The following is a 25,191-nucleotide window of genomic DNA, read 5'->3' as shown; positions in this document are numbered from 1 at the left end:
CGGACAAGGGGGCGGGCAGGGCAAAGCCTAGAGGCAAAAAGGCCGCGAGGATCGCCCGGTTGGCGGTAAATAATTCTGACTCATGTCATTTTTTGTTGAGAATTTCGCATATTCGCGAGCCTTGGCCAGGCTCAGAAGGTGCCTATCGAGGTGCTGTACGCCTGTCGGAGCATTCTCTGCGCAGGGCCGCAGAGGGGCATGGGGCCTCGGCATATCTGGACAGAGGCGGGTCGACGGCTTTCGCGCTCGGGCCTAAAATAAGCACCCGTTCTTCACACGGTTGCCCTGTCATGCCCCCTGAATGCCAATTGTTCGGCACCCTTGGTTGCCACCTGTGCGAACTGGCCGAGGCCGAGTTGATGCCGCTAGTGGAGCACGGCCTGATGGTCGAGCTGGTGGACATCGCCGAGAGTCAGGAACTGTTCGAAAGCTATGGCCTGCGTATCCCGGTGTTGCGCCGGGTGGACAATGGCGCCGAGCTCGGCTGGCCTTTCGACGCCGAGCAGGTGGTGGCGTTCCTGCGCTGACACTTGGCTTGCAACATCCGAGCTTCCGCCTGTCGCCCATGGTCGGAATTCATTGGCGAGATCTGTCGATTGGTTTACTGTATGCATATACAGCTATCCAGGAGTCTCGCCATGTCTCTCACTTTCCTGACCGGTACCGAACGCTCACAGCCGTTGCCAACCTGTTTTCTGGAACTGGGTGACAGCGGCTGCGCTGCCGTTGCCAATGAGCCCACCGGTAGCGGCTTTTCCCTAGATCGGACCCTGGGTCTGGGGTCTCCCCAGATCCACGGCCTGTTGGTGGACGACGACAACCTGCTGGGGTTCGGCATCTACCCCGGGGACCGGCTGATCGTCGATCGCTCAGCCAATCCGGTGGTGGATCAGTACCTGGTGGTACGTCCCCAAGGCGCCCATGAATACTCGCTGCGCCTGCTGGCTCCCGATCCTCGTGGCGGTCTTTTGCTCAAGGCGGCGCGCCCTTCCATCCCTTCCCTGGTGCTGGATGACCTGGGCTCGATCGAGATCTGGGGCGTGGTGTTGTGGGTGGTCAGTTATGTGGGACGCAAGCAGCCCTGATGGATATGGCGGACGCTTCAAACGGTTAAAGGAATAAATGATGGTCAATGTCGAACAACTGAAAAACAGCGTGAACAGCATGTCCACCGATGTGCTCCGTGAGGCGGTGCTTGAGTTACGCCTGGATGGGTTGGTCACCGAGGGCAAGACACCCTTCAACAAGCTGCACTTCAATACCTGCTTTGCCGAGATCGAAGCCCTGTTCCAGCGAGCGGGTTACCACCGGCAGCTGGATGTGGTGGGTTATCAGGGGCTGCTCTATGCCCTCTATGATCCGGGTCGCTGGGAGGCTGTGGATGTGCTGCGCTGGCTCAAGGAGTTCACCGAGGCAGCGGCCCAGGCCAAGCACTCGTGTGCCTGAGGTCGGGCAAACTGCTTCTAGGTTCCTAAGGGGCGCTGTTGGATAATGCCGCCTTGCATTGATCTTTCGAGCTTTTGTATGTCCACCGCGAGCTTTTCCGCTGCACAGCATCAGGCCAGTACCTTGTATCTGCCCCCTGGCTCCTGGCCGACGGTGCTGGATTGCCTGTGTGATCATTTCAAGGCCATCAGTCGTGAACAATGGCTGGATCGTATCGCCCGCGGCCGAGTGCTGGACGGGCAGGGCCAGCCCATTAGTTTGGACCTGGCCTATCGCGAAGGCTTGCGGATTCATTATTTTCGCGAGGTGCCGGATGAGAAGGTGATCCCGGTGCAGGAGACCATCCTCTATGCCGACGAGCATCTTGTGGTGGCGGACAAACCGCATTTTCTGCCGGTCACCCCTGCGGGCGAGTACGTCGAGCAGACTTTGCTGCGTCGCCTTATCCGCCGCCTGGACAACCCGAATCTGGTGCCCCTGCATCGCATTGACCGGCATACGGCAGGGCTGGTGCTGTTTTCTGCCCATCCCGGCAGCCGCTCGGCCTATCAAGCGTTGTTCCCTACCCGGCAGATCGAGAAACGCTATGAAGCCATTGCCGGCGCCTTGCCACACCTGAGTTTTCCCCTGGTGCACAAAAGCCGATTGGTGGACGGGGAGCCCTTCTTCCGCATGCAGGAAGGCGAGGGGGCGAGCAATACCGAAACCGCCATCGACGTCAGGGAAAGGCACGGCGATCTGTGGCGCTATGCCTTGTACCCGGTGACGGGCAAGAAGCATCAGTTGCGGGTACACATGAGTGCCCTTGGAGCGGCGATCTGCAATGACCCGTTCTACCCCGAGGTGCTCAAGGACGCCGAGGATGACTATGACAATCCATTGAAGCTGCTGGCTCAGGGCCTGCGCTTCATCGATCCGCTGACTGGGCAGGAGCGCGAGTTCGAAAGCCGTATCAGCCTGCAGTGGTGAAAAACCGTCTCGCAGAAACAATAAAACCCGCAACAGGCGGGTTTTATTACATCAGAGCAACCACCGTCGGACTTACAGCTCCTTGACGGTACGAACCTGATCCTTGTTGATGCGAGTCTGTTTGCCGTCCAGCTGTTCAAACTCGTAGAAGCCGGAATCCTTGTCGTATTCAGGGGTATCGACGGCCTGGATTTCGCGACCGTCATTCAGGGTGATCACTGTCGGCGAGGCGCAACCGGCGAGAGTGGCCAGGCCCAGTGCGAGCATGAGAGTGGCGAGGGTCCGTTGAGTCATTGTGTGTCTCCGAAATGAGTACTTTTGAGTGCTGGTCTTCAGACGTATACAACGTCTGCAAGTTCCTTGGCCAGGGACATTCTGTCACGTTGCCGGGCGGATCGCAGGCGTTGGCGGCTGCAGCTTAGCTCACAGCGCCTGTTTGTCCGCGGTCTGGCTTTCTCGACGGCTGGACTGCGTGTGCTGGCAGTCCGGGGCAAGGTGAAGGCCGGCCCCGCAGCGGCGCCGGATCAAAGCGCTGTGATATAACACCGGGCTGTGTCTCCTACCTCTGGATCGAGCCTATGAAAGCCAAGGCTGATGTACCTTTTGCTCCCCTGAATATTGCGGTGCTGACCGTCAGTGACACCCGCACCCTGGAAACCGATACCTCCGGCCAGGTCTTCGTCGAGCGCCTGGGCGCCGCGGGCCATCGTCTGGCTGCGCGGGTGTTGCTCAAAGACGATCTGTACAAGATCCGCGCCCAGGTCGCTACCTGGATCGCCGATGACGTGGTGCAGGTGGTGTTGATCACCGGCGGCACCGGTTTTACTGGTCGCGACAGTACTCCGGAAGCTGTGGCCTGCCTGCTGGACAAGCAGGTCGATGGTTTTGGCGAGCTGTTCCGGCAGATATCGGTGGCGGATATAGGTACTTCCACTGTGCAGTCCCGTGCCTTGGCCGGGCTGGCCAATGGCACCCTGGTGTGCTGCCTGCCGGGTTCCACCAATGCGGTACGTACCGGCTGGGACGCAATACTGGCCGAGCAGTTGGATTCGCGGCATCGGCCGTGCAACTTCGTCCCTCACCTGAAACAGGCGGCGCCTTGTGAATCCCGTGGGTAAGCCGGGCAAGCAGGGGGCCTTGATGCCGGTGGAGCAGGCATTGGCGCGCCTGTTGGCCATGGCCGAGGCAGCGCCCATTGTCGAGCGTGAACGACTGCCATTGGCAGCCACTGAGGGCCGGGTCCTGGCTGAGGCGCTGGTATCCAGCCTGGATCTGCCGCCTTGGCCCAACAGCGCCATGGATGGATACGCCTTGCGCGTGGAGGACTGGAAGGGCGAGCCCTTGCCGGTCAGCCAGCGGATTTTCGCCGGGCAGTCCCCCGAGCCCTTGCAGCCGGGAACCTGTGCGCGGATCTTCACTGGCGCTCCGGTGCCGGCGGGGGCGGATTGCGTCGAGATGCAGGAAAACACCCAGGTTCAGGATGATCAGCGCGTACGTTTTACCGAGCCATTGAAGGTCGGCCAGAACATCCGTCCCCAGGGCCAGGAAACCACCATAGGCGAGCAGGTCTTGGCTGCCGGTACGCGCTTGGGGCCCATCGAGCAGGGCCTGGCAGCGTCCTTGGGATGTGCCGAGCTTGAGGTGCTGCGTCGAGTCCGTGTGGCGTTGTTGTCCACCGGCGACGAACTGGTGGAGCCTGGTCGGCCTCTTGGTCCGGGGCAGATCTACAACAGCAATCGAGTGCTGCTGTGCAGTTGGTTGAAGCGCCTGGGTTGTGAGGTGCTGGATGCGGGAATCCTTCCCGACGATCTTCCCGCGACCCGTCAGCGCCTGGCGGAGCTGGGGGATGTGGACCTAATTCTTTCCACCGGTGGTGTCTCGGTGGGGGAGGCGGACTTTCTCGGCATCGCCCTGCGGGAGGCCGGTGAGCTGGCCCTGTGGAAACTGGCGATCAAGCCTGGCAAACCCCTGACCTTCGGACATTTTCGTGGGGTACCGGTGATTGGCCTGCCGGGCAATCCGGCATCGACCCTGGTGACTTTCGCCCTGCTGGCGCGGCCTTATCTACTGCGGCGCCAGGGCGTGCAGCAGGTGCAACCATTGAGCTTCCAGGTGCCGGCAGGCTTTGTCTGGCCCCGTCCCGGCAATCGTCGCGAATACTTGCGTGGCCGCCTGGAGAATGGGCGAGCGATCATCTATCGCAATCAGAGCTCTGGCGTACTGCGCAGCGCTGCCTGGGCGGAAGGTCTGGTAGAGGTGCTGGAAGGTCGGACCCTGGAGGAAGGTGACGTGGTCAATTTCATTCCTTTGAGTGAAGTGCTGGATTGATCGGCCACGGGCCCGGTTAGGCGCCGGGTCCGTGCCTTGCTTCAGCGCAGCAGCAATAACAGCAGCAGTCCGAAACGGCTGTGGAAACCCCAGGTCACCAGCCCTGCCATTACCGAGGCCGCAAATGTCAACCAGGCCAGGCGCTTGATTATCGATAGCGGCCTGGAATGAGGCGGATGTGCTTCGGACGAGAGTGGCAGATCGAACTCCCGAAGTGGAGGAGCCGCCAGCCAGGAGCTGTCGTTGATGCGATTGAGCGTTGAATGCCCTTGTGGATAAAACCCCTTGTCGTTCATGACGGTGCACTTCCTTGTATGAGGCGTCAGCGCCTGGCATGCACAGTCACTGATTGGCTCCGCAGGGTCAATTCAGGCAAATCTCATTCTTCGGTCAGAAAATTCACTTTGAGTCCTACGTCTCTTTTCAGGCGCCTGTACTGAGGCTGCCCGACCCGTGGGCTTGGGTTTATTTATCGGGCGAGTTGCCTGACGAGCAGCGTCGTCACTTGCCGTTGTGACAGATTCACGGGGCCAACGCTGTTTCAGGTGCTACCGGGGGCGGCAGGAGCTCGGCCATAAATGTCGTTGAAGCGCACGATGTCGTCTTCGCCCAGGTACTCCCCGCTTTGCACTTCGATTATTACCAGATCGATCACCCCGGGATTGCTCAGTCGATGAGGGCGACCGGGCTTGATAAAGGTCGACTCATTGGTGTCGAGCAGAAACTCGTCTTCTCCGTTGGTCACCCGGGCCATGCCGCTGACCACGATCCAGTGCTCACTGCGGTGGTGGTGCCTTTGCAGCGACAGCGAGGCGCCGGGTTTGACCTCGATACGCTTGATCTTGAAGCGCGGTCCTTCCTCAAGCACGGTATAGGTGCCCCAGGGGCGGTTCACGGTGCGGTGCAGGCGGTAGGCGTCGTGGCCCAGGCGCTTGAGCTCCTGGGCGATCAGTTTGACCTCCTGGCTGCGCTTGCCGTCGGCGATCAGCAGGGCGTCCGGGGTGTCGATGATGATCAGGTTGTCCAGGCCGATACCGCCCACCAGGCGCTGGCGTGAATCGATGTAGCAGTTGCGGACATCATGCAGCACGGTCTCGCCGTTGCATTGGTTGCCGTGTACGTCCGCCGGGCTCAGCTCGCGCACTGCTTGCCAGGAGCCGATATCACTCCAGCCGAGCTGGCAGGGCACCACGGCGACCTCCTTCGAGCGCTCCATCACCGCGTAGTCGATGGAGATGTCCGGCGCCAGGGCGAAGCTGTCGCGGTCCAGCTCCACTTGTACTTCGCGTTGGCCTTGCCTTTGGTGGCTCTGTTCCAGGCAGCGCTCGACGGCAGTGACCACCTGCGGCGCGAATTTGCGCAACTCACGGAGGATCACATCAGCGCGCATGCAGAACATGCCAGCGTTCCACAGGTGTTGGCCGTCGTCGACGTAACACTGGGCAGTGGCAGCATCGGGCTTTTCGACGAAACGGCCGACCTGGAAGCTTTCACCGTGCAAGCCCAGGCCTTTCTCGATATAGCCGAAACCGGTTTCGGCATGGCTCGGCTCGATACCGAAGGTCACCAGCCAGCCTTGCTCGGCCAACTGCCGGGCGCGCGCCACCGCGGCGGCGAATGCCTGGAGGTCATTGATCAGATGGTCGGCGGGCAGCACCAGCAGTTGTGCGTCAGCGCCGTAGTGCTGGTTGACGTGCAGCGCGGCGGCGGCAATGGCCGGCGCGGTATTGCGGCCGAAGGGTTCGAGGATGAAATCCAGCTCAAGCTGAGTCTTGTTCAGCGGGCGGTAGTCATCCAGGGTGCGAAAGAGCACTTCACGGTTGGTCACCGTCAGCAACCGGCCGACGTCTTTCAGGGCCGTGGCGCGCACGAAGGTCTTCTGCAGCAGGCTCTCGCCGTCCGGCAGGCGCATGAAGGGTTTGGGCATCGCCTCGCGGGACACCGGCCACAGGCGGGTGCCGGCGCCGCCAGCAATGATGCAGGGAATGAGCGGGCTCATTTAGAAGGCCTCGTGGATCATGATGACGGACGCAATGGTGCGGAGCAGGATGTGCAGTTCAAGCCAGGCTGACCAATTTTCGATGTATTCCAGGTCGAATTCGACACGTTTTTTGATTTTTTCCAGGGTATGAGGCTCGTCACGGTAGTTATTGACCGGCGCCAGCCCGGCAGCGGCAGATTGCACAGGATCAGTTGCAAGCGCAGCCGGTTGTCGAAGAGCGACTCGGCGTACTAGCTATGAAAGATTTTCCTCGTTGGCAGGCTAATCTGGGTCATGAGTGGTGAGGTACGAGCCAGGCTGGCTTGGGCAAAAAAATAATCGATGGGACAGACTTATTTCGCTGTGCCCGAGGTCAACATCCCTCAAGGAACCCATAACCGGAGTCATGGTTGATGAATGAGCGCAAGGCACTGTTGATACTGCACGGCAAGCAGGCCCTCAACGATGAGGTGCGCGCTGCGGTTGAGGCCAAGCGTGCTGCCGGCTGGGAGGTTTCGGTGCGTCTGACCTGGGAGGCGGGAGATGCCCAGCGTCTGGTGAGCGAGGCGCTGGACGCCGGGCATACCCGGCTGATCGCCGGAGGCGGCGACGGTACGCTGCGCGATATCGCCGAGGCCCTGGCCAACGCGTCGACCCAGGCCAGTCTGGCGCTGCTGCCATTGGGCACGGCCAATGACTTTGCCCGGGCTGCCGGTGTTCCCCTTGACCCGGCGGCGGCCCTGGAACTGCTGGACGTCCCGGCCCGGACGATCGACCTGGGGGAGGTTGGCGGGCAGATTTTCCTCAATATGGCCACCGGCGGCTTTGGTAGCCAGGTCACTGCCAATACCTCTGAAGACTTGAAGAAAGTCCTTGGCGGTGCCGCTTATCTGTTCACCGGGCTGTCGCGCTTTGCCGAGTTGAGTGCGGCTTATGGCGAGTTGCAGGGGCCGGATTTCCATTGGCGTGGTGAATTGCTGGCCCTGGGCATCGGCAATGGTCGGCAGGCGGGAGGCGGGCACGAGCTTTGCCCGGGAGCCATGGCCGACGACGGCTTGCTGGATATCAGCATTCTGCCGGCGCCTCAGGAGCTGGTGGGCACTCTGAAGAGTCTGCTGGCCGGTGGCCTGGGGATCGACAATATGTTTGTCCGCGCGCGTCTGCCCTGGGTCGAGATCAAGGCCTCAAGAGGCCTGGACATCAATCTTGATGGCGAACCGCTGCAGGGCGACACTTTGCGGTTTACCGCCCGTCCTGCGGCTTTACAGGTGCATTTGCCGGCGGATTCGCCGTTGCTCGGCGCCGCTCGCTGAGTCAGTCGTCGAGGCTGATGATGCGCTCGCGCACGGCGAACAGCACCAGCCCGGCGACGTCGAAGATCTGCAGGCGTTTCATGATCTGCGAGCGATGGGTTTCCACGGTCTTGATGCTCAAACCCAGGCCCAGAGCGATCTCCCGGGTGGACTTGCCCCGCACGATCAGCCGCAGTATTTCCAGCTGGCGAGCCGTCAGGTTGTGGTTTTCCGTAGGCTGGGGCTTGTGCTTCTGGGCTCGGGTCAGCGCCTGGTTGATCACGGTGTGAGCAATGGCCGGACTCAGGTAGCGTTCGTTGTTGCGCAAGGCTTCCAGGGCGTGTTCGAGTTCGGTGGCGGTGGTGTCCTTGAGCAAATAGCCGTGGGCGCCGGATTCCAGGGCCTGCATGATCAGGGAGGGATCGGTATGCATCGACAGAATCAGGACTTTGCTCTGGGGCCGCATTGCCTTGAGCCGGCGCAGGGCGTCCAGGCCGCCGATGCGTTTCATCGACAGGTCCAGCAGGACGATGTCCGGATGCAGTTTCTCGACCATTTCCAGCAGTTGCGCGCCATCATCGGCTTCACCGATCACCGCGTATCCGGGAATGTCCATGACCAGGGCACGCACGCCAGCCCTGATAAGCGAGTGGTCATCCACCAAGAGTAAATTACAGGTCAATGTGAAACCTTATTCGTGCTGGCCCGCTCAAGGGTGCGAGGGGCCCAGGGAAAGAGTGCTTCGATCTGGGTGCCTTGGTCGAGCTCGCTGGTGACCTGCAACAGGCCACCCAACTGGCTGATTCGTTCCTGCATCCCGGCCATGCCGCGCTGGCCCAGGGCGCCGGGATCGCTGGCCGGGGCGAACCCCTGGCCATCATCGCTGATGAACAGCGAAAGACCTTCCGGCAGTCGCTGTATTCGTACCAACAGGTTTTTCGCCTGGGCGTGGCGCAGCATGTTGGTGACCGCTTCCTGGGTGATGCGGAACGCTGCGACGGCCATCTCTTCCGGGATTCCCGACAGGCGCTGGCGGCATTCCAGGCTCCAGTGCACCGAGGTGTTTTCCAGGGTCTTGAGCAGGTGGGCGCGCAGGCTGGCCTCCAGTCCCAGGCTGGCCAACTGCCGGGGATTGAGGATTGCGGACACGTCACGCACTTTGGCCAGGGTCTCTTCCAGAGTGGTGCCGAGCACCGCGCAGGAGTCCTGCAGGTCGTCCGGCAGGCGACGCTTGAGCCAATCGGTCTGCAGTTTTGCCGCTGTCAGCAACTGGCCGATGTCATCGTGCAGTTCACGGCTGAGGCGGTGTCGCTCATTTTCCTTGACCTCTAGCAGGCGTTCGGCGAGCTCCTGGGGCTGGAAACGGATGGACTTTCGCGAATAGCCGTATTGCACCCAGATACAGGTCAGGGCCGCGATATTGAGCAGCAGCAAGATCAGCGGCAAGGGCCGGTCCAGGCAATAGATCAGTGCGTTGCCCAGGGTCGAGCAGGAACACAGCAACAGGCTGAGCCAGCGCAGATGATCTAGAGAGAGGGGCCAAGAGAAGAGTGACTTGAGGCTGGCGTACATAGCGGATGGAGCCAATGAATGTTCGCTGCGAGAGCCCTGTCAGAAGTGGATGACGAGGCTTGTTTGAGAAACGGTGTTATTTGAATACTGGGTTTCAATCAACGTTGTCTGTTTGTCTTGTACAAGCCGAGTAGTGACTGTCGACATTGGAATCAAAGTGCCATTACTGTGGCCGTTTATGGGCGACATAATACCACCGAAGATACCGTTGGTCGCGTTTATACGCACAGTTATATATGTCCTGAAAGTCAGGAACATGGATCTGCTGCACGTTTGTTCCATTTCCTCCATGGACTTCGGGAGGGGTAATGAAAGCGCGGGATGTGGGCGATGTTGCGGGCCCATACAGGGCTCTGAACAGTAAGTCCCGGGGCTGGCGCTAGTTGGAGTTGTTGAATCGATAATGTCGCTCTTGGGTATGAAATACTCAATAACGACCAGATAGTTGACCCTGAGCCTGAAGTTCTACTGATATTTCGGGTTGGCTATTGTAACTGCGGGTTTTATCTGCCAGCCAGCGGCACAAGTGCAACTTCAATGGGTGCAGGATGGATAAGCGCAGGTACAGTTTTGCGCCACTTGATCGGTCAGTTCGTTGATCAGCAGGGCCTGTTCGCTGTCATCCAGATTGAGTTGGCCGTTGTGCGGGTCGATCAATTCCAGTTGCCAGGCCATCAGGGTCAGGCAGCTTTTCAAGGCGTCGAGGATCGGATCGTTGAGGTCCACTGGATGTGCTGTACGTTTCAACACGCCATGAATGTGCAAGGCGAATTCGGCCAGCGGGCTGATGGAATGGCGTGCTGCCGTCTGGGCCAGGCACAGCAGGCTGGCGAGCAGGCAGTTGATCGCTTCTTCGTCATTCCTGATCAAGTGCAGATGGCTCAGGCAATCTTCCGATTTAGCCAGTAGAGCCTGAGCTTCAAGCAGGAACTCAGGCAGGGGGGGAGCGCACTCATGGCCGTCCTTTAGCATGCTTATCTCCATGACTTCGAGTCCGATGGCGGGATAGGGCCTTGGCTGAACGGTTTTAAGGTATGACGCGTTTTTTGCGTTTGTATATCAGATAAATCTGATTTTTTTTCAGGTGGCGCGAGCGGCTGTGAGAGTGGTTGTTCATCGCTTTTGCAAGCAACCCGAATGCCGGCCACAGCAATGCGGCGCACTTGCGCTGGGGCTTGATGGGCGTGGGTACTGAGGCTTGAAAGGGTGCTGGGCCACCTTTCTGCGATCACAAACAAAAGCCTGACTCCGTTCATGCAATGAGAATGGCGTCACATTAATGGCTATTGGATATTGCGAATATCAGGATGGTCCTGATTGTTGCTAGGGGAAACCCTTAGGCGCGGGAACTTCACGCCGCGAAGAAGGTCGCGCCGTCGGAGAGTCGTGCTGATGAATTGACCGGCTCAGTAAAGCATGATGTTAATGTGACATCAATGGCTTTCATGTGGCAATTTGCATGCGAGTCAAGATCCGGCGGATCCCGCCGATATCTGTCTTTAGTGAATTCATCAGAACAAGCCCAGGAGTCATTAATGGCCGGCATTCTCGACACGGTAGATCAACGCACGCAGCTGGTGGGTGAGAATCGCCTGGAAATCCTCATGTTCCGCCTGGCCGGTCGGCAGCTGTTCGCGATCAACGTCTTCAAGGTCCAGGAAGTCCTGCAACTGCCCAAGCTGACCCTGATGCCGCAGCGCCACCCGTTCGTTTGCGGTGTGGTCAACCTGCGTGGCCAGACCTTGCCGGTCATCGACCTGTCCCAGGCCATCGGCATGCGCCCGCTGGTTCCGGGGCCCAACAGCACCATCATCGTCACCGAGTACAACCGTTCGGTGCAGGCGTTCCTGGTGGGCGGCGTGGACCGCATCGTCAACATGAACTGGGAAGCCATCATGCCGCCGCCCACCAGCGCCGGGCGCCAGCATTACCTGACGGCCATCAGCAAGGTTGACGAGCAACTGGTGGAAATCATCGACGTCGAGAAGGTCCTGGCGGAAATCGTGCCCTACAACGCCAAGGTTTCCCGGGACAAGCTGGAAGATCCTGTGCTCGAACGTGCTCGCGGCCGTGAAGTGCTGCTGGTGGATGACTCCAACGTGGCGCTTTCACAACTGCGCGACACCCTCGGCCAGTTGGGGGTGAAGATGCACATCGCCAGCGATGGCCTCAAGGCTCTGAACATGCTCAAGGCCTGGGCCGACACCGGGGTCGACATGACCGACAAGTTGTTGATGGTATTCACCGATGCGGAAATGCCGGAGATGGACGGCTATCGCCTGACTACCGAGATCCGCAACGACCCGCGCCTGCGTGGGCTCTATGTGGTCCTGCACACATCCTTGTCCGGCAGTTTCAACGAATCGATGGTGAAGAAGGTCGGTTGCGACAACTTCCTCTCCAAGTTTCAGCCGGACAAACTGGTGGACGTGGTCCGTCAGCGTTTGATGCTGGATGAAGTCAGCGTCTGATTCATGAGGATGTCCGGCTGCTTTTCCCTTGCACCTTTGTTTCGTCGAAGCGCTGGTATAGGGTGAGGCTTTTTGCCCACACAGGGAGCTGGACATGCGTCTTAGCGCGCTTTATCGATACCCGTTGAAATCCGCAAAGGGCGAAACCCTGCAACAGATCGGCCTGGACAAGCTCGGCCTGGAGGGGGATCGCCGCTGGATGCTGGTGGACGAGGCCAGCGGGCGCTTCCTCACCCAGCGTGCCGTGGGCCGCATGAGTCAGCTCTCGGCGCTGTGCAATGACCAGGGTGGCCTGACCCTCAGCGCTCCCGGGTTTTCCACCCTTGATGTGCCCCTGCCAGCGGCCGATGCCGCACTGCGCGGCGTGACCATCTGGCATGACAGCCTGCGGGTGCCTGATGCCGGTGACGAAGCGGGCGCCTGGGTCAGTGAGTTCATCGGCAAGCCCACCCGCCTGGTGCAGGTACCTGCGGAACGGGCGCGGAGCACCGCAGCCGGTTACGGCAGGGACGATGATCAAGTGGCGTTCGCCGATGGTTTTCCACTCTTGTTGATTGGCCAGGCGTCCCTGGAGGACCTGGCCGGTCGCGTCGGGCGGCCTCTGGAGATGCTGCGTTTTCGACCCAACCTGGTGATCGAAGGCAGCGAGCCCTTTGCCGAGGACCAATGGCGGCGCATACGGATTGGCGATGTCGAGTTTCGTGTGGTCAAGCCGTGCTCGCGCTGCATCCTGACCACCATTGACCCACAGACTGGCGAACGCAGCGCCGACCGCGAACCCCTGGCCACTTTGCAGAAATATCGCGCCCAGGCTGACGGGGCGATGTTCGGGCAGAATCTGGTCAACGACGGCAATGGTCGCTTGCAGGTGGGGATGCCAGTGACTGTCCTCGAATAGCGTTTCTTGGCTCCATGAAAAATGCCCGTCTCTTTAGGAGACGGGCATTTTTTTGTCAGCGCGACAGCCGTGACAGGTGAATCAACCGCGGTATTCGCACAGGTAGGCGGTTTCCACAGCGACTTTCAGTTGGAACTTGCTGTTGGCCGGTACGTTGAACTGGCTGCCGGCAGGAAAGGTTTCCCAGTCGGCGCTGTCGGGCAGGCGCACGGTCAGGGCGCCGGACACCACGTGCATGATTTCCCGTTGCGCCGTACCGAACTCGTATTCGCCCGGGGCCATGACGCCAATGGTGGCTGGACCTTCGGCCGTGCCGAAGGCAATCGACTTGACGGTGCCGTCGAAGTACTCGTTGACTTTAAACATGGGCGATTCCTCAAGAAAGGGTCAAAAAGGTCGGCCAGTATGCACAAGGCCTCAAAGGCCGTCACCTGCCGCCATCATGGAAGAATCAGCGGCAATAAGCGCGCTGTATTGCGTGCATCTTCCAGGGCTCGATGCTGCTGGCCGTTGAACTGCATGCCGGCCAGCTGCAAGGCTGCATTCAGGCCCAGGGGGCGCTCCAGACGCCGGGCCTTGGCAAAGCGCTGCTTGAGGTTCATGTGGGGGACGTCATTCAACAGGCTGTGCAGTTGCTGGTTGTGCCACTCCAGTTGCAGTTGCTTGCGGTCATAGTCGCCCCAACTGGCCCAGCCCTCCAGGCGTGACTGATGCTGGCCCAGCCAGCGTTCGAACAGGGTCCAGACCTCGCTCAACGGTGCAGCGCTGTCGATATTGGCCTGGGTGATATGGGTCAGTTCGCGACAGAACGGCGTCAGCCGAGGGCGTCGCAAGGGGCGGACGAAACGCTGGAAATGGTCCTGTTCCCGACCCTGGCGATTGACCAGGGTGGCTCCGATTTCGATGATTTCCATCTCGCTTACCGGCCAGCCCCCTTCATCCGTCGTGGCTTCCAGATCTATTACCAGCCAGTGGGGCATCGCTAATTCCAGCCTTCAAACTCCTGATGAGGCTTGAGCGTAGCCAAAGCTGACGCATCCGCCTAGTGCTCCATTTCCGCGGCGGGGCCGGCTTGCTCCACCTCCAGCAGAATCTGCCGGTTCTTCACCTGATCCCCGAGGTTGACCTGGACCCGGGTGATCACTCCGTCGATCCCGGCCTTGAGCGGGTGCTCCATCTTCATTGCCTCCAGCACCAGCAGCAGTTGGCCCTTGCTGACACTCATGCCCTCGCTGACCAGCACGTCGACTATGGCCCCGTCCATGGGCGCCTTGAGGGTGCCGGAATCGGTGCTCAGTTGACTCTGTACCGGCGCATGGGTGCGGTCCTGCAGATGCAGGCTGCCCTGGCGGCTGCTCAGCCAGAGTTCGCCGTCTTGCAACTGATAGGCGTAGTGCCGGCGAATGCCCGCGACCTCCAGCGTGGCCCGACGGCCATCGGCGGCCATGACCTTGATTGCCCACACGTCATCCCCCTGCTGTACGTGCAACAGGCCTGATGTCGAAGGGCTCAGCTCCAGCGACCATTGACGGTCATCCAGACCGATGCGGTAGCCCAGGGGCACACTGGCGTTATTGCGCCAGGCACTCAGGTTTGAGCGGTGTGCGCTGGCGCTGTGGTGATAGAAGAGCGCAGCGGCGATGGCCAGTTCCTCAAGGCTGGGGCACTGCGGTTGCAGGCTTAGGTCCTCGGCAAAATGTTCGGCGATGAACGCGGTGCTGAACCGACCGCTGGCAAATACCGGGTGCCTGAGCAGACTGGCCAGCAGCCGGCGATTGCTCTCAAGCCCCAGCAGCACACAGTCCTCGACCCCGCGCAACAGCTTGCGCCGGGCTTCCTCGCGGGTGGCACCGTGGGCGATCAGCTTGCCCAGCATCGGATCATAGAAGGGGCTGACCCATTGGCCCTCCTGCAAGCCGTGGTCGGTGCGTATCCCCGGCGCCGGCTGCCAACGCAGGACCTGGCCGGTCTGGGGCAGAAAGTTCTGCGCCGGGTCCTCGGCGTACAGGCGAACTTCGATGGCATGGCCGTTGAGCTGCACCTGCTCCTGGGTCAGGGGCAGGGGCTCGCCGGCAGCGACTTGCAACTGCAGGGCCACCAGATCCAGGCCGGTGACCAATTCCGTGACGGGATGCTCCACCTGCAGACGGGTGTTCATTTCCAGGAAGTAGAACTGACCGCGGGCGTCCAGCAGGAACTCCACAGTGCCGGCACCGACATAGTTCACCGCGCGCCCGGCCTTGAGCGCCGCTTCGCCCATGGCCCGACGCAGTTCCTCGGTCATTACCGGGCAGGGCGCCTCCTCGATGACCTTCTGATGGCGGCGCTGAATCGAGCAGTCCCGTTCACCCAGATAGATCAAGTGACCGTGCTGGTCGCCGAAGACCTGCATTTCCACGTGCCGCGGCTCGATCAGCGCCTGTTCCAGAATCAGCTCGTCGCTGCCGAAGGCATGCAGGGCTTCCGAGCGCGCGGTACGGATCTGCTCCAGCAGATCTTCGTGCTGCTGCACCAGGCGCATGCCGCGTCCGCCACCGCCGGCGCTGGCCTTGATCATCAGCGGATAGCCGATGCGCTGGGCCTCGCGCTGCAAGGTGGCGTCGTCCTGCTCCTCGCCCTGGTAACCCTGGATGCAAGGCACGCCGGCTTCGAGCATGGCGATCTTCGAGCGGCGCTTGCTGCCCATCAGTTCGATGGCGGCGGCACTGGGGCCGATGAAGGTGATACCGGCGGCGGCACAGGCCGCGGCGAACTCGGGGTTTTCCGAGAGGAAGCCGTAGCCCGGATGAATGGCGTCGGCACCGCTGCGCCGGGCAGCGTCGAGGATCGCCTCGCTGTTGAGGTAGGACTGCTGCACCTGGGACGGGCCGATGTGGATGGCTTCGTCGGCCATGTGCACATGCAGGGCCTCGGCGTCGGCGTCGCTGAATACGGCCACGGTGCGATAGCCCAGGGCCTGGGCGGTGCGCTGGATGCGGCAGGCGATTTCGCCACGGTTGGCGATCAGGATCTTGTTGAAGGTGGGCATACAGGCTCCCGGGAATCGGTGGGGGGCGTTCGCCGGCAAGCCGGCTCCTACAAGGGCTCAGCTGGCCCAGGCCGGTTTGCGTTTCTGCACAAAGGCCAGGGTGCCTTCGAGGCCTTCCGCTCCGGTGACAGCCTGGGCGAAGTCTTCGGCGGCCTGATCCAGCAGGGGCCCCAGAGGCTGGTCGACGCTGGCCAGGAGCAGGGCCTTAGTCGCAGCGTTGGCCCCGGGCGCGCAGCGCAGGACCTGCGACAACTGCTGTTCAAGGCGTTCTTCCAGGGCCCGGGGATCAGCCTCGACAAAATGCACCAGGCCCAGGTGCAGGGCCTCGGCGCCGTCGAAGCGGGCGGCGGTCAGGGTCAAGCGTCGGGCCTGGGTCAGGCCGATGCGCTGCACCACGAAAGGGGCGATCTGCGCCGGCAGCAGGCCGAGGCCGGTTTCCGGCATGCCGAACTGCGCACTGTGTTCGGCGATGGCGATATCGCTGACACACGCCAGGCCGAAGCCGCCGCCCAGCACCGCTCCTTGCAGCACGCAGACCAGCACCTGGGGCGTCTGCTGGGCTTCTTCCAGCAGCGCACCGAAGGCCCGGTTCAGTTCACGGTAGGCAGCGCTGCCTCGGGTGCGGGCGCCGGCCATGTCCTTGAGGTCGCCACCGGCACAGAAATGGCCACCGGCGCCCCGCAGGACCAAGGCGCGGATACTCCGCCGATCTCGCACGGCAGCGAGCACGGTGCGCAGTTCCGCCACCATCTGCAGGCTCATGGCGTTGCGGCTCTCGGGGCGGTTGAGGGTGATGAACAGCACACCATTGCGCGGTTCCAGCAGCAGGGTCTGGCAGGTCGGGAGCGGGCTCATTTCTTTTTCCCCGGCAGGATGCCCATGAGTTTGCAGATGATCCCCAGCATGATTTCGTCGGCGCCACCGCCAATGGAAACCAGGCGCACATCGCGATAGGCGCGGGCCACCGGGTTGTCCCACATGAAGCCCATGCCGCCCCAGTACTGCAGGCAGCTGTCGCTGACTTCGCGACCCAGGCGCCCGGCCTTGAGCTTGGCCATGGAGGCCAGGCGAGTCACGTCCTGGCCGCGCACATATTGCTCGGTGGCCTGGTAGACCAGGGCCCGCAGGCACTCGATCTCGGTGGACAGTTCGGCCAGGCGGAAGTGGATCACCTGATTGTCGATCAGCGGGCTGCCGAAGGTGCGGCGCTCCTTGCAGTACTCGATGGTGCTGTCGACGCAGTACTCCAGGCCCTTGATCATGTTCGCCGCACCGAACAGCCGCTCTTCCTGGAACTGCAGCATCTGCATCATGAAACCGGCGCCTTCATGACCGATTCGATTGCGCTGGGGCACCCGCACATCGTCGAAGAACACCTGGGCGGTTTCCGAACTGCGCATGCCGAGCTTGTCCAGATGCGAACTGAGGCTGATGCCCGGGGTGTTCATCGGCACCATGATCAGCGACTTGTTGATGTGCGGCTTGTCGTCCGAGGTATTGGCCAGCAGACAGATGAAGTCGGCGCTGGGGGAGTTGGTGATCCACATCTTGCTGCCGTTGATCACGTAGTCGTCGCCGTCCTTGCGCGCATGGGTCTTGAGCCCCGCCACATCGGAACCGGCGCCGACTTCGGAGACGCCGATGCAGCCTACCTGCTCGCCCGTGATGGCCGGGCGCAGAAACTCGTCGCGCAGCTCATCGGAACCGAAGCGCGCCAGGGCCGGGGTGCACATGTCGGTCTGTACGCCGATGGACATGGGAATACCGCCGCAATGGATGGTGCCGAACTCTTCGGCGGCGACGATGGAATAGCTGTAGTCCAGGCCCATGCCGCCGAATTTTTCCGGTTTGGAGATGCCCAGCAGCCCCAGCTCGCCGGCCTTGCGGAAAATCTCGTGGATGGGAAAGCGCCCGGCTTTCTCCCATTCCTCCACATGGGGGTTGATTTCGCGGTCGACAAATTGGCGCACCGTGCGCCGCAGTTCTTCGTGTTCCTGGGTGAAGATCATTGTTGCTCTCCTCAAGTGGGGTCAGACCGCGAAATGCCCTATCAAAACCGCGCCACGCCGAAACTGTTGGGCTGCAAGACCCGGGCCTCGGCCTCATGGCAGATGTCCAGCAGGTAGCCCAGCAGCGTGCGGGTATCCCGGGGGTCGATCAGGCCGTCGTCCCACAGGTTGGCGCTGCCGTACAAGGCCGTGGACTGGCTGTCGAGCTTCTGCGCGGTGACCTGCTCCAGCATGTCGAGCATCTTCGGGTCGGCTTCCTGGCCGTTCTTCGCATGCTTGGCCTCGGTGACGATGCGCAGCACCTTGCCGGCCTGGGCGCCGCCCATCACCGCGGTACGGCTGTTGGGCCAGGCGAAGATGAAGCGCGGGTCCAGGCCACGGCCACACATCGCATAGTTGCCGGCGCCGTAGGAACCGCCGACGACGATGGTCAGCTTCGGCACCCGGGCATTGGCCACCGCCTGGATCATCTTCGCCCCATGCTTGATCACCCCTTGCTGCTCAGATTCGGTGCCCACCATGAAGCCGGTGGTGTTGTGGAAAAACAGCAGCGGGGTGCGGCTCTGATCGCAGAGCTGGATAAACTGCGCCGCCTTGCTCGCGCCCTGGGGCGTGATCGGGCCGTTGTTGCCGATAAAACCGCAGGGCCGGCCCTGGATCTGCAGGTGGCCGCACAGGGTCTGGGCATCGAACTCGCCCTTGAATTCCAGGAACTGCGAGCCGTCCGCCAGGCGGGCGATGATTTCCCGGGCGTCATAGGGCTTTTTCGGATCAGAGGGAATCAGTCCGAGCAGTTCGTCGATGGGATACAGCGGCTCGCTCCAGGTTCTGGCGGGCTGTACCGGCAGTTGAGCGTTCCATGGCAACAGGCTGACGATCTCGCGGACGATGCGGATGCCGTCGGCGTCGTTCTGCGCCAAGTACTCGGCGGTGCCGGCGACCTGGGCGTGCATCTCAGCGCCGCCCAGTTGTTCATCGGTGGCCACCTCGCCGGTGGCGGCCTTGAGCAGTGGTGGCCCGGCGAGAAACAGCTTGGCCTTGCCGCGTACCACCACCACGTAATCCGAGAGCCCGGGCTGGTAGGCGCCACCGGCGGTGGCCGAGCCGTGGACCACGGTGATCTGTGGCAGGCCCATGGCCGACATCCGCGCCTGATTGGCGAAACTGCGCGCGCCCTCGACGAAGATCTCCGCCGCGTAGTTGAGGTTGGCGCCCCCGCTTTCCGCCAGGGTTACCACCGGCAGCTTGTTCTCCATGGCGATCTGTTGCAGGCGCAGGGACTTCTTCAGGCCGCTGGGGGAAATGGTCCCGCCCTTGATCGCGCTGTTGTTGGCCACCACCAGCATGCGCACCCCGCACACGTAGCCGATGCCGGCGATCAGGCCGCCGCCGGCCTGGCTGCCGTCCTTGTCATCGTGCAGCTTGTAGCCGGCGAGGCTGGCCAGTTCAAGAAAGGGCGCGCCGGGGTCCAGCAGCAGGTTGAGGCGTTCCCGGGGCAGCAGCTGGCCGCGCTTGTCGAATTTGGCCTTGGCCTCGGCCGCCTTGTTCAGCAGGTTTTGCTGCAGGGCCTGCAACTGTTGCAAGCCCGCCAGCATCGCCTCGCGGTTCTGCGCGAACTGCGGGCTGTGGGGATCGAGCTGGGATTGGATCACCGGCATGGCTCAGTCCTCGCCTTTGAGCACATCGGGCAGGTAGGCCCGATGAAAACCGTTGTACGACTCACTGTTGCGCGCCTTGGCCAACGGCCAGGCGCGGCTGCCGAGGCTGGCGGCGCCGTCGATGCGCAAGGTGCTGCCACTGACAAAGGCCGCACCGGGGCTAAGCAGAAAGACGATGGCCGCGCTGACTTCCGATTCCGTACCGATGCGTTTGAGCGGCACGTGCTCGCGCAGGGTGGGAATGATTGCCTTGAACGCGCCTTCGTAGGTGTCCATGCCACTGGAGGCGATCCAGCCCGGTGCCACGGCGTTGACCCGGACCCCGGCGTGGCCCCATTCGTAGGCGGCGGTCTTGGTGAAGTTGTCCATCCCCGAGCGGGCCGCGCCGGAGTGGCCCATGCCGGGCATGCCGCCCCACATGTCGGCGAGCATGTTGACGATGCTGCCGCCGTGGCGGCTCATGGATTGGTTGAACACTTCCCGGGCCATCAGGAAGCCGCCTACCAGATTGGTGCGCAGCACGGTTTCGAAACCTTTCTGGTTGATCGAAGCCAGGGGAGCCGGATATTGGCCGCCGGCATTGTTGACCAGGCCGTGGATCGGACCAAAGCGCTCGACCAACTGCCCTACCAGGGCCTTGACCGCTTCCTCGTCGCGAATGTCGCAGGCCTGCCAGTGGGCCTGGCCACCGTCCTCGGCAATCTCCCCGGCAACCTTCTGCAGTTTCTCCGCCTTGCGCCCCACCAGCAGCACCTGGGCACCCAGGGCCGCCAGCTCATGGGCCGTGCAACGACCAATGCCGCTGCCACCGCCGGTGACGATGATGGTCTGGCCGGCAAACAGTTGCGCTTTGAAAATCGAGTCGTACACCACGGCAGCTCCTTTAATTGACGGCATCGGCAATGCTCTGCGGCACCGGGATCTGGATTTCCAGCAACTGCTGGGCGAAGGCCTTGCCTTGCGGGTCGATGCGCAGGCTGGCGACACCGCCGCCGCCCAGGGCGTTTTCCAGCAGGAAGTTGAGGCCATGAATGCCCGGCAGGTACCAGCGCTGGACTCGGCCGTGGACCGGGTCCAGCACATGCCCCATCCAGTCCACCAGCACTTCGGGGGTCAGGGCTTCGGCGATCCATGGCAGGTAGTCGGGATGGCGCGCCAGCACACCGATGTTGCTGTGGTTGCCCTTGTCGCCTGAGCGCGCCACCGCCAACTTGACCAGAGGCACGCTGGCATCGGGACGGCCTTGGGGCTTGGGCAGTGAATGCGGGGCGGGCAGGGCGCTGGCGTCCAGGCGGTCGACTTCGGGCAGGGCGCAAGGATGACGCTGGCCGGCGAGGTCGATTTCCAGGTGGCAGGCGTTCTTGTCCAGCAGGAAAGAAAACAGCCGGATCACCGGATACACCGTGGGTCGTCCACCGACGATGCCGGTCAGCCCTGGAGCCATGCCGGTGGCGGCCTGGGCAATCTCCCTGGAGAACAGCACCAGCGCCGCCTTGTGCGGATGGCGCACCGCCAGCTTGATCACCACTTCGCGGCTGTCCTGGCGACGGCCATGGGGGCCGTAGGTGGCTTCGCTGCCCAACAGTTCGATGTTGACTTCGCTGTAGTCCGGCCAGCCGCGCTGGCTGAACATTTCGCGGGTCTTGTCGATGATCGCCTGGCTGACCCGGCGTGCCTTGGCCACCGCGTCGATCCCGGCCATCAGGCAACTGGCGGTGCAACGGAAGCCGTCCGGGTAGGTGGCGCTGACCTTGTACTGGTGGCTCGGGGGCAGACCCCTGGCGCCCTGGACCCGGACTTCATTCGGTGCCGACTGCTGCACCTGCACCTGGGAGAAATCGCACACCACATCGGGAAGCAGATAAGCCCGTGGATTGCCGATTTCGTACAGCAACTGCTCACCGACCGTCAGCGGACTGATGAGCCCACCGGTCCCCGGAGCCTTGCTGACCACGAACCCGCCGTCGGCGTCGACCTCGACGATGGGAAAGCCGATGTGCTCGTAGTCCGGCACCTCGCGCCAATCGGTGAAGTTGCCGCCACTGCACTGGGCGCCACACTCGATGATGTGTCCGGCGAGGGCCGCCTGGGCCAGGCGGTCGTAGTCCCGCCAGGACCAGGCGAATTCGTGGACCAGGGCGCCGCTGACCACCGCGCTGTCGACGCCGCGACCGGTGATCACGATATCCGCTCCCAGGCGCAGGGCCTCGACGATGCCCGGGGCGCCGAGGTAGGCATTGGTGGAGACGCACATCGGTGGCAAGGGGGCGTCACTGAACATTTCCTTGATTCCGGCGCCGGCCAGTTGCTTGAACTGCGGTTGCAGGTCGTCCCCCAGCAGCACGGCGATCTTCAGTGGCACCCCGGCCTGCTCGCAGGCGCTGCGCAAGGCACTGGCGCAGGCGTGGGGATTGACCCCGCCGGCATTGCTGATCACGCGGATCTGCTGTTCGTGGATCGACGCCAGCAGCGGCTTGAGCACCTCGACAAAATCCGTGGCGTAACCCGTGTCCGGGTCTTTCATGCGGGCCCCGGCCATGATCGACAGGGTGATCTCCGCCAGGTAATCGAACACCAGGTAATCCAGGCGTCCACCTTCCACCAGTTGCGCGGCGGCGCTGCTGGTATCGCCCCAGAAGGCACTGGCGCAGCCGATTCGTACGGTCTTGGTCATGGCAGGGCTCTCGAGAAAAGAACTGCGAGGAGGCTACCAAGCAAGCGCTTGGTTTGTAAATGGGCGAGTGGATTCTTCGACCCAAGCGCTTGCTTGGTAGCAGTGAGGGGCTTAAATTGCGCGCGCTACAGCCGGTTTCCGGCTGAGCTTTTGACGAAGTGACGGTAGGAGAACACCGGTGGATGAGCAAAAAGCCTTGCAGGTAGTACGCGAGCTGATCGCCAGCGGACAAGTGACCGATCCCGAGAGCGCCCGGGGCAAGCTGTTGCAGACTGCCGCGCACCTGTTTCGCAACAAGGGTTACGAACGCACCACGGTGCGCGATCTGGCCGGCGCGGTGGGCATTCAATCCGGCAGCATCTTCCACCACTTCAAGAGCAAGGACGACATCCTGCGCGCGGTGATGCAGGAAACCATTCACTACAACACCGCCTTGATGCGCGCCGAACTGGCCGAGGCCGGCAGCGTGCGCGAGCGAGTGCTGGCGCTGATCCGCTGCGAACTGCAATCGATCATGGGCGGCAGCGGCGAAGCCATGGCGGTGCTGGTCTATGAGTGGCGTTCGCTGTCTCCGGAAGGCCAGGCTGCTGTCCTGGCATTGCGGGACATCTACGAACAGATCTGGCTGCAGGTGCTGGGCGAGGCCAAGGACGCCGGATTCATCAAGGGCGATGTGTTCATTACCCGGCGCTTCCTCACCGGCGCCTTGTCCTGGACCACTACCTGGTTCCGCGCCCAGGGCAGCATGACGCTGGAGCAATTGGCCCAGGAAGCCTTGCTGTTGGTGCTCAAGGATCATTGAGGCGCTGATTTATTCTCTGCCGCGAGATTGTCGAAGCGCCTGAAAACGCCTAGCTTTACGGCATTCCTTTTCTTTTCTCCGAGGTGTGTTGCCTTGATGTCCTTGCCGCTGCGGTCAGCCTTGCGAATGCTCTTGCTGGCGCTGGCAACACTTTGGGTCTGTCCGGCCTTCTCGGCGCAGCTGGTGCGGGTCGCGGCGGCGCATTTTCCGCCCTATACCGTCCGTCCTGAAACCGGTGCCGATACCGGTTTGCTGCCGCAGTTGGTGGAAGCGCTCAACCAGTCCCAGAACGACTACCAGTTCGTCCTGGTTCCCACGTCGATTCCCCGGCGCTTCCGAGACTTCGAACAAGGTCGGGTGGACCTGGCGATCTTCGAGAATCCGGCCTGGGGCTGGGAGAAGATTGCCCATACCAGTGTCGACATGGGCCTGGAAGATGCGGAGATTTTCGTTGCGCAGCGCGAGCCCGGTCGCGGCCAGGAGTATTTTGCCGAGCTCAAGGGCAAGCGCCTGGCACTGTTCAGCGGCTATCACTACGCCTTCGCCCAGTTCAATGCCGACCCCAAGTACCTGGCCGACAGCTACAACGCCACGCTCACCTATTCCCATGACAGCAACCTGCTGATGGTGCTGCGAGGCAGGGCGGACATGGCCCTGGTGACCCGTTCCTACCTCAGCGACTTCCTGGCCCGCAATGCCCAGAGCAGCGGCCAATTGCTGGTGTCCCAGCGCATCGATCAGGTCTACCACCACTACACCCTGATCCGGCCCAAGGCGCCCATCAGCGCCGAAGACTTTGCCGGGTTCCTGCAAAAACTGCGGGACAACGGCCAGATGCGCAAAATCTTCGATCCCTACCGCATCGTCGTGATGCCCGTGCCCCACGCCTGAGGCCCGGTTTTTCCCGCTTCTGCGGGGAGCGCGCCTAAATTTCTCCCGGCGGCCCACGTCACTTGGTTGAATGCCCATTGACGGTGAGCCTTGCCATGTCCCTTGTGAATCCGCTGAGTGTCGAGGCTGTGTCCGCAGGCAGGGCGCCGGTGATCGACGAGGTTGCCGGCCGGCAGCGGCTGTTCGAATGGATCTGTGCCCGAGGGGCGGCGCCCACCGATGCCCAGTCCGTCGAAGCGGCCCGGCAGGACCGGCTGGCATTCTGGTTGTCGGCGCAGGTGCACGCGCTGTACCTGGACCCGCCGGGCACGCAAGCGCCCCCGGCATTCGCCCACGCCCCCGCCTGTGCCGGGCATAACCGTTGTCGGTACTGCCAGCAGGAGTTCGATCTGTTGCACAAACGTGCGGCATTGCTGGTGCTTGGCCAGAGTGGCCTGCTTGAGGTGTGAACACGGTTCAAGCCAGGTGCTGCAGGGTGCCGGTCGCAGGTCAGCGGCGGGCGAAGGTGTCGGGTCGGTTGCCCGAGACTTTGCGGCAATGCACCAGGGCATCGCGAATCATGAAGTTCACCAGGGTCGGCGAGACCCCCAGTTCCTTGGCGATGTCCTTTTGCGGAACGCCATGCAGGCGGTACATCTCGAAGGCGTAGCGCGTGCGGCTGGGCAGTTCGGTCAGGGCTTCGGCGATGTTTTCCAGGGTGGAAAAGTTCATGTGGGAGGTTTCAGGTGAAGCGCCATGAATGACCACATTCAAGCCTTCCTCTTCAGTGCCTGAATACTTCTGCTCCAAGGCCTGCTTGCGGTAGTGATCGATGGCCAGGTTGCGCACGATCTGGAACAGGTAGCTGAGCTGGGCCTTGAACGAGGAGGTGATTTGCGGCGCCGACTGCAGGCGGAAAAAGGCATCCTGGACCACATCTTCAGCCCGGGATCGGCAGCCGGTAATACGGGCTGCGATCTTGACCAGGATCAGACGGTTGTCGACAAAAGCCTGGAGTAACGGTGAATCGCACCTGCTTGTGGATACTTGTTCCGTCATGGAAATCACCTTGTTGCAAAGAGGTAAGTGGGACGTCAGAAAAATCCGACCTGTCCTACACATCGAGCGACAAATTAGGCTGAATGATAATGATTGTCAATTGAGAAAAAGAACTAATGCTCTCTGCCGGTGAA

Annotated in this window: 28 protein-coding genes; 12 read left to right on the top strand and 16 right to left on the bottom strand. The window is 61.9% G+C overall.

Annotation, left to right across the window (positions count from 1 at the left end; all coding sequences use genetic code 11):
• Positions 1-290: 290 nt before the first annotated feature.
• The 4 genes from WIN67_RS21465 to WIN67_RS21450 all read left to right on the top strand — a co-directional run bounded on the left by WIN67_RS21465 (position 291) and on the right by WIN67_RS21450 (position 2,415).
• Positions 291-527, top strand: coding sequence for a glutaredoxin family protein (locus tag WIN67_RS21465; protein WP_102860924.1), 237 nt, complete (start codon positions 291-293; stop codon positions 525-527).
• Between the two features lie 111 nt (positions 528-638).
• Positions 639-1,085: a S24 family peptidase gene (locus WIN67_RS21460; protein ID WP_102860925.1), complete on the top strand. Its 447-nt coding sequence runs from the start codon at positions 639-641 to the stop codon at positions 1,083-1,085.
• 40 nt (positions 1,086-1,125) lie between these two features.
• Positions 1,126-1,446 carry a transcriptional regulator gene (locus WIN67_RS21455; protein WP_102860926.1) on the top strand — a complete coding sequence of 107 codons (321 nt, stop codon included), beginning with the start codon at positions 1,126-1,128 and terminating at the stop codon, positions 1,444-1,446.
• Positions 1,447-1,524: 78 nt separating this feature from the next.
• Positions 1,525-2,415: a pseudouridine synthase gene (locus WIN67_RS21450; RefSeq protein ID WP_339070031.1), complete on the top strand. Its 891-nt coding sequence runs from the start codon at positions 1,525-1,527 to the stop codon at positions 2,413-2,415.
• A gap of 72 nt (positions 2,416-2,487) precedes the next feature.
• Here the strand turns inward: WIN67_RS21450 and WIN67_RS21445 are convergent, their stop codons facing one another.
• Positions 2,488-2,709 (bottom strand): YgdI/YgdR family lipoprotein, encoded by a 222-nt coding sequence (locus WIN67_RS21445; RefSeq protein ID WP_102880419.1) that lies wholly within the window; start codon positions 2,707-2,709, stop codon positions 2,488-2,490.
• A 284-nt stretch (positions 2,710-2,993) separates the two neighbouring features.
• On the opposite strand from WIN67_RS21445, the gene moaB reads away from it, so the two are divergent.
• Complete coding sequence (gene moaB / locus WIN67_RS21440; protein ID WP_102860929.1) at positions 2,994-3,533, top strand: molybdenum cofactor biosynthesis protein B; 540 nt, start codon at positions 2,994-2,996, stop codon at positions 3,531-3,533.
• A complete protein-coding gene (gene glp, locus WIN67_RS21435; protein WP_339070030.1) occupies positions 3,517-4,743 on the top strand; it encodes a gephyrin-like molybdotransferase Glp in 1,227 nt (408 codons plus the stop codon). The genes moaB and glp overlap by 17 nt, the downstream gene beginning before the upstream one ends.
• A gap of 41 nt (positions 4,744-4,784) precedes the next feature.
• On the opposite strand, the gene WIN67_RS21430 is transcribed toward glp, so the two are convergent.
• The 3 genes from WIN67_RS21430 to WIN67_RS21420 form a co-directional block, all read right to left on the bottom strand.
• Positions 4,785-5,039, bottom strand: coding sequence for a hypothetical protein (locus WIN67_RS21430; protein WP_110653142.1), 255 nt, complete (start codon positions 5,037-5,039; stop codon positions 4,785-4,787).
• 245 nt (positions 5,040-5,284) lie between these two features.
• Complete coding sequence (locus WIN67_RS21425) at positions 5,285-6,742, bottom strand: mannose-1-phosphate guanylyltransferase/mannose-6-phosphate isomerase (RefSeq protein WP_339070029.1); 1,458 nt, start codon at positions 6,740-6,742, stop codon at positions 5,285-5,287.
• Positions 6,743-6,928, bottom strand: a complete 186-nt coding sequence (locus WIN67_RS21420) for a sugar transferase (protein WP_339070028.1) — start codon at positions 6,926-6,928, stop codon at positions 6,743-6,745.
• A gap of 209 nt (positions 6,929-7,137) precedes the next feature.
• On the opposite strand from WIN67_RS21420, the gene yegS reads away from it, so the two are divergent.
• Positions 7,138-8,037 carry a lipid kinase YegS gene (gene yegS, locus WIN67_RS21415; RefSeq protein ID WP_102860933.1) on the top strand — a complete coding sequence of 300 codons (900 nt, stop codon included), beginning with the start codon at positions 7,138-7,140 and terminating at the stop codon, positions 8,035-8,037.
• Between the two features lies 1 nt (position 8,038).
• Here yegS and WIN67_RS21410 read toward each other — a convergent pair whose 3' ends face one another.
• From WIN67_RS21410 to WIN67_RS21400, 3 genes are all read right to left on the bottom strand, one after another.
• The gene (locus WIN67_RS21410; protein ID WP_339070027.1) at positions 8,039-8,698 is read right to left on the bottom strand and encodes a response regulator transcription factor; all 660 of its coding nucleotides are present in this window, start codon (positions 8,696-8,698) and stop codon (positions 8,039-8,041) included.
• Positions 8,695-9,588 (bottom strand): sensor histidine kinase, encoded by an 894-nt coding sequence (locus WIN67_RS21405; protein WP_102880414.1) that lies wholly within the window; start codon positions 9,586-9,588, stop codon positions 8,695-8,697. The genes WIN67_RS21410 and WIN67_RS21405 overlap by 4 nt, the downstream gene beginning before the upstream one ends.
• A gap of 534 nt (positions 9,589-10,122) precedes the next feature.
• The gene (locus WIN67_RS21400) at positions 10,123-10,560 is read right to left on the bottom strand and encodes a hypothetical protein (RefSeq protein ID WP_102860936.1); all 438 of its coding nucleotides are present in this window, start codon (positions 10,558-10,560) and stop codon (positions 10,123-10,125) included.
• A gap of 563 nt (positions 10,561-11,123) precedes the next feature.
• Here WIN67_RS21400 and WIN67_RS21395 point away from each other — a divergent pair.
• The gene (locus WIN67_RS21395) at positions 11,124-12,059 is read left to right on the top strand and encodes a chemotaxis protein CheV (RefSeq protein WP_102860937.1); all 936 of its coding nucleotides are present in this window, start codon (positions 11,124-11,126) and stop codon (positions 12,057-12,059) included.
• Positions 12,060-12,153: 94 nt separating this feature from the next.
• The gene (locus WIN67_RS21390) at positions 12,154-12,957 is read left to right on the top strand and encodes an MOSC domain-containing protein (RefSeq protein ID WP_102880413.1); all 804 of its coding nucleotides are present in this window, start codon (positions 12,154-12,156) and stop codon (positions 12,955-12,957) included.
• A gap of 81 nt (positions 12,958-13,038) precedes the next feature.
• Here WIN67_RS21390 and WIN67_RS21385 read toward each other — a convergent pair whose 3' ends face one another.
• From WIN67_RS21385 to WIN67_RS21350, 8 genes are all read right to left on the bottom strand, one after another.
• The gene (locus WIN67_RS21385; RefSeq protein WP_102860939.1) at positions 13,039-13,323 is read right to left on the bottom strand and encodes a pyrimidine/purine nucleoside phosphorylase; all 285 of its coding nucleotides are present in this window, start codon (positions 13,321-13,323) and stop codon (positions 13,039-13,041) included.
• A 74-nt stretch (positions 13,324-13,397) separates the two neighbouring features.
• A complete protein-coding gene (locus WIN67_RS21380; RefSeq protein ID WP_306399780.1) occupies positions 13,398-13,937 on the bottom strand; it encodes an exonuclease domain-containing protein in 540 nt (179 codons plus the stop codon).
• A gap of 62 nt (positions 13,938-13,999) precedes the next feature.
• Positions 14,000-15,985, bottom strand: coding sequence for an acetyl/propionyl/methylcrotonyl-CoA carboxylase subunit alpha (locus WIN67_RS21375; RefSeq protein WP_339070026.1), 1,986 nt, complete (start codon positions 15,983-15,985; stop codon positions 14,000-14,002).
• 57 nt (positions 15,986-16,042) lie between these two features.
• Positions 16,043-16,840 carry an enoyl-CoA hydratase/isomerase family protein gene (locus tag WIN67_RS21370; protein WP_102880410.1) on the bottom strand — a complete coding sequence of 266 codons (798 nt, stop codon included), beginning with the start codon at positions 16,838-16,840 and terminating at the stop codon, positions 16,043-16,045.
• Complete coding sequence (atuD, locus tag WIN67_RS21365) at positions 16,837-17,994, bottom strand: citronellyl-CoA dehydrogenase (protein ID WP_110594536.1); 1,158 nt, start codon at positions 17,992-17,994, stop codon at positions 16,837-16,839. The genes WIN67_RS21370 and atuD overlap by 4 nt, the downstream gene beginning before the upstream one ends.
• A 41-nt stretch (positions 17,995-18,035) precedes the next feature.
• On the bottom strand, positions 18,036-19,652 hold the full coding sequence (gene atuC / locus WIN67_RS21360; RefSeq protein ID WP_102880408.1) for a geranyl-CoA carboxylase subunit beta: 1,617 nt from the start codon (positions 19,650-19,652) through the stop codon (positions 18,036-18,038).
• A gap of 3 nt (positions 19,653-19,655) precedes the next feature.
• Positions 19,656-20,525 carry an SDR family oxidoreductase gene (locus tag WIN67_RS21355; RefSeq protein WP_102880407.1) on the bottom strand — a complete coding sequence of 290 codons (870 nt, stop codon included), beginning with the start codon at positions 20,523-20,525 and terminating at the stop codon, positions 19,656-19,658.
• 10 nt (positions 20,526-20,535) lie between these two features.
• Entirely contained in the window at positions 20,536-22,326 is a 1,791-nt protein-coding gene (locus WIN67_RS21350; RefSeq protein ID WP_339070025.1) for an acyclic terpene utilization AtuA family protein, read from the bottom strand.
• 178 nt (positions 22,327-22,504) lie between these two features.
• Here WIN67_RS21350 and WIN67_RS21345 point away from each other — a divergent pair, with 178 nt between their 5' ends.
• The 3 genes from WIN67_RS21345 to WIN67_RS21335 all read left to right on the top strand — a co-directional run bounded on the left by WIN67_RS21345 (position 22,505) and on the right by WIN67_RS21335 (position 24,468).
• Positions 22,505-23,128, top strand: a complete 624-nt coding sequence (locus WIN67_RS21345) for a TetR/AcrR family transcriptional regulator (protein WP_102880406.1) — start codon at positions 22,505-22,507, stop codon at positions 23,126-23,128.
• A gap of 96 nt (positions 23,129-23,224) precedes the next feature.
• Positions 23,225-24,019, top strand: a complete 795-nt coding sequence (locus tag WIN67_RS21340; RefSeq protein WP_102880405.1) for a substrate-binding periplasmic protein — start codon at positions 23,225-23,227, stop codon at positions 24,017-24,019.
• 95 nt (positions 24,020-24,114) lie between these two features.
• Positions 24,115-24,468, top strand: coding sequence for a pyoverdine biosynthesis protein (locus tag WIN67_RS21335; RefSeq protein WP_110594528.1), 354 nt, complete (start codon positions 24,115-24,117; stop codon positions 24,466-24,468).
• A 40-nt stretch (positions 24,469-24,508) separates the two neighbouring features.
• On the opposite strand, the gene WIN67_RS21330 is transcribed toward WIN67_RS21335, so the two are convergent.
• The gene (locus WIN67_RS21330; protein ID WP_011062465.1) at positions 24,509-25,057 is read right to left on the bottom strand and encodes an RNA polymerase factor sigma-70; all 549 of its coding nucleotides are present in this window, start codon (positions 25,055-25,057) and stop codon (positions 24,509-24,511) included.
• Positions 25,058-25,191 lie beyond the last annotated feature (134 nt).

The sequence above is a fragment of the Pseudomonas idahonensis genome (genome assembly GCF_037903935.1).
In the GTDB taxonomy this organism is placed as follows: Bacteria; Pseudomonadota; Gammaproteobacteria; order Pseudomonadales; family Pseudomonadaceae; genus Aquipseudomonas; species Aquipseudomonas danubii.
Note: the sequence above shows the minus strand (reverse complement) of the source record. Positions and strands in the feature narration are given on the sequence as shown.

Excerpts from the sequence above, each read along its gene's own strand:
- WIN67_RS21465 (WP_102860924.1), top strand. The coding sequence starts at position 291 with ATGCCCCCTGAATGCCAATTGTTCGGCACCCTTGGTTGCCACCTGTGC.
- WIN67_RS21460 (WP_102860925.1), top strand. The coding sequence starts at position 639 with ATGTCTCTCACTTTCCTGACCGGTACCGAACGCTCACAGCCGTTGCCA.
- WIN67_RS21455 (WP_102860926.1), top strand. The coding sequence starts at position 1,126 with ATGGTCAATGTCGAACAACTGAAAAACAGCGTGAACAGCATGTCCACC.
- WIN67_RS21450 (WP_339070031.1), top strand. The coding sequence starts at position 1,525 with ATGTCCACCGCGAGCTTTTCCGCTGCACAGCATCAGGCCAGTACCTTG.
- WIN67_RS21445 (WP_102880419.1), bottom strand. The coding sequence starts at position 2,709 with ATGACTCAACGGACCCTCGCCACTCTCATGCTCGCACTGGGCCTGGCC.
- moaB (WP_102860929.1), top strand. The coding sequence starts at position 2,994 with ATGAAAGCCAAGGCTGATGTACCTTTTGCTCCCCTGAATATTGCGGTG.
- WIN67_RS21430 (WP_110653142.1), bottom strand. The coding sequence starts at position 5,039 with ATGAACGACAAGGGGTTTTATCCACAAGGGCATTCAACGCTCAATCGC.
- WIN67_RS21425 (WP_339070029.1), bottom strand. The coding sequence starts at position 6,742 with ATGAGCCCGCTCATTCCCTGCATCATTGCTGGCGGCGCCGGCACCCGC.
- yegS (WP_102860933.1), top strand. The coding sequence starts at position 7,138 with ATGAATGAGCGCAAGGCACTGTTGATACTGCACGGCAAGCAGGCCCTC.
- WIN67_RS21405 (WP_102880414.1), bottom strand. The coding sequence starts at position 9,588 with ATGTACGCCAGCCTCAAGTCACTCTTCTCTTGGCCCCTCTCTCTAGAT.
- WIN67_RS21400 (WP_102860936.1), bottom strand. The coding sequence starts at position 10,560 with ATGCTAAAGGACGGCCATGAGTGCGCTCCCCCCCTGCCTGAGTTCCTG.
- WIN67_RS21395 (WP_102860937.1), top strand. The coding sequence starts at position 11,124 with ATGGCCGGCATTCTCGACACGGTAGATCAACGCACGCAGCTGGTGGGT.
- WIN67_RS21390 (WP_102880413.1), top strand. The coding sequence starts at position 12,154 with ATGCGTCTTAGCGCGCTTTATCGATACCCGTTGAAATCCGCAAAGGGC.
- WIN67_RS21385 (WP_102860939.1), bottom strand. The coding sequence starts at position 13,323 with ATGTTTAAAGTCAACGAGTACTTCGACGGCACCGTCAAGTCGATTGCC.
- WIN67_RS21380 (WP_306399780.1), bottom strand. The coding sequence starts at position 13,937 with ATGCCCCACTGGCTGGTAATAGATCTGGAAGCCACGACGGATGAAGGG.
- WIN67_RS21375 (WP_339070026.1), bottom strand. The coding sequence starts at position 15,985 with ATGCCCACCTTCAACAAGATCCTGATCGCCAACCGTGGCGAAATCGCC.
- WIN67_RS21370 (WP_102880410.1), bottom strand. The coding sequence starts at position 16,840 with ATGAGCCCGCTCCCGACCTGCCAGACCCTGCTGCTGGAACCGCGCAAT.
- atuD (WP_110594536.1), bottom strand. The coding sequence starts at position 17,994 with ATGATCTTCACCCAGGAACACGAAGAACTGCGGCGCACGGTGCGCCAA.
- atuC (WP_102880408.1), bottom strand. The coding sequence starts at position 19,652 with ATGCCGGTGATCCAATCCCAGCTCGATCCCCACAGCCCGCAGTTCGCG.
- WIN67_RS21350 (WP_339070025.1), bottom strand. The coding sequence starts at position 22,326 with ATGACCAAGACCGTACGAATCGGCTGCGCCAGTGCCTTCTGGGGCGAT.
- WIN67_RS21340 (WP_102880405.1), top strand. The coding sequence starts at position 23,225 with ATGTCCTTGCCGCTGCGGTCAGCCTTGCGAATGCTCTTGCTGGCGCTG.
- WIN67_RS21335 (WP_110594528.1), top strand. The coding sequence starts at position 24,115 with ATGTCCCTTGTGAATCCGCTGAGTGTCGAGGCTGTGTCCGCAGGCAGG.
- WIN67_RS21330 (WP_011062465.1), bottom strand. The coding sequence starts at position 25,057 with ATGACGGAACAAGTATCCACAAGCAGGTGCGATTCACCGTTACTCCAG.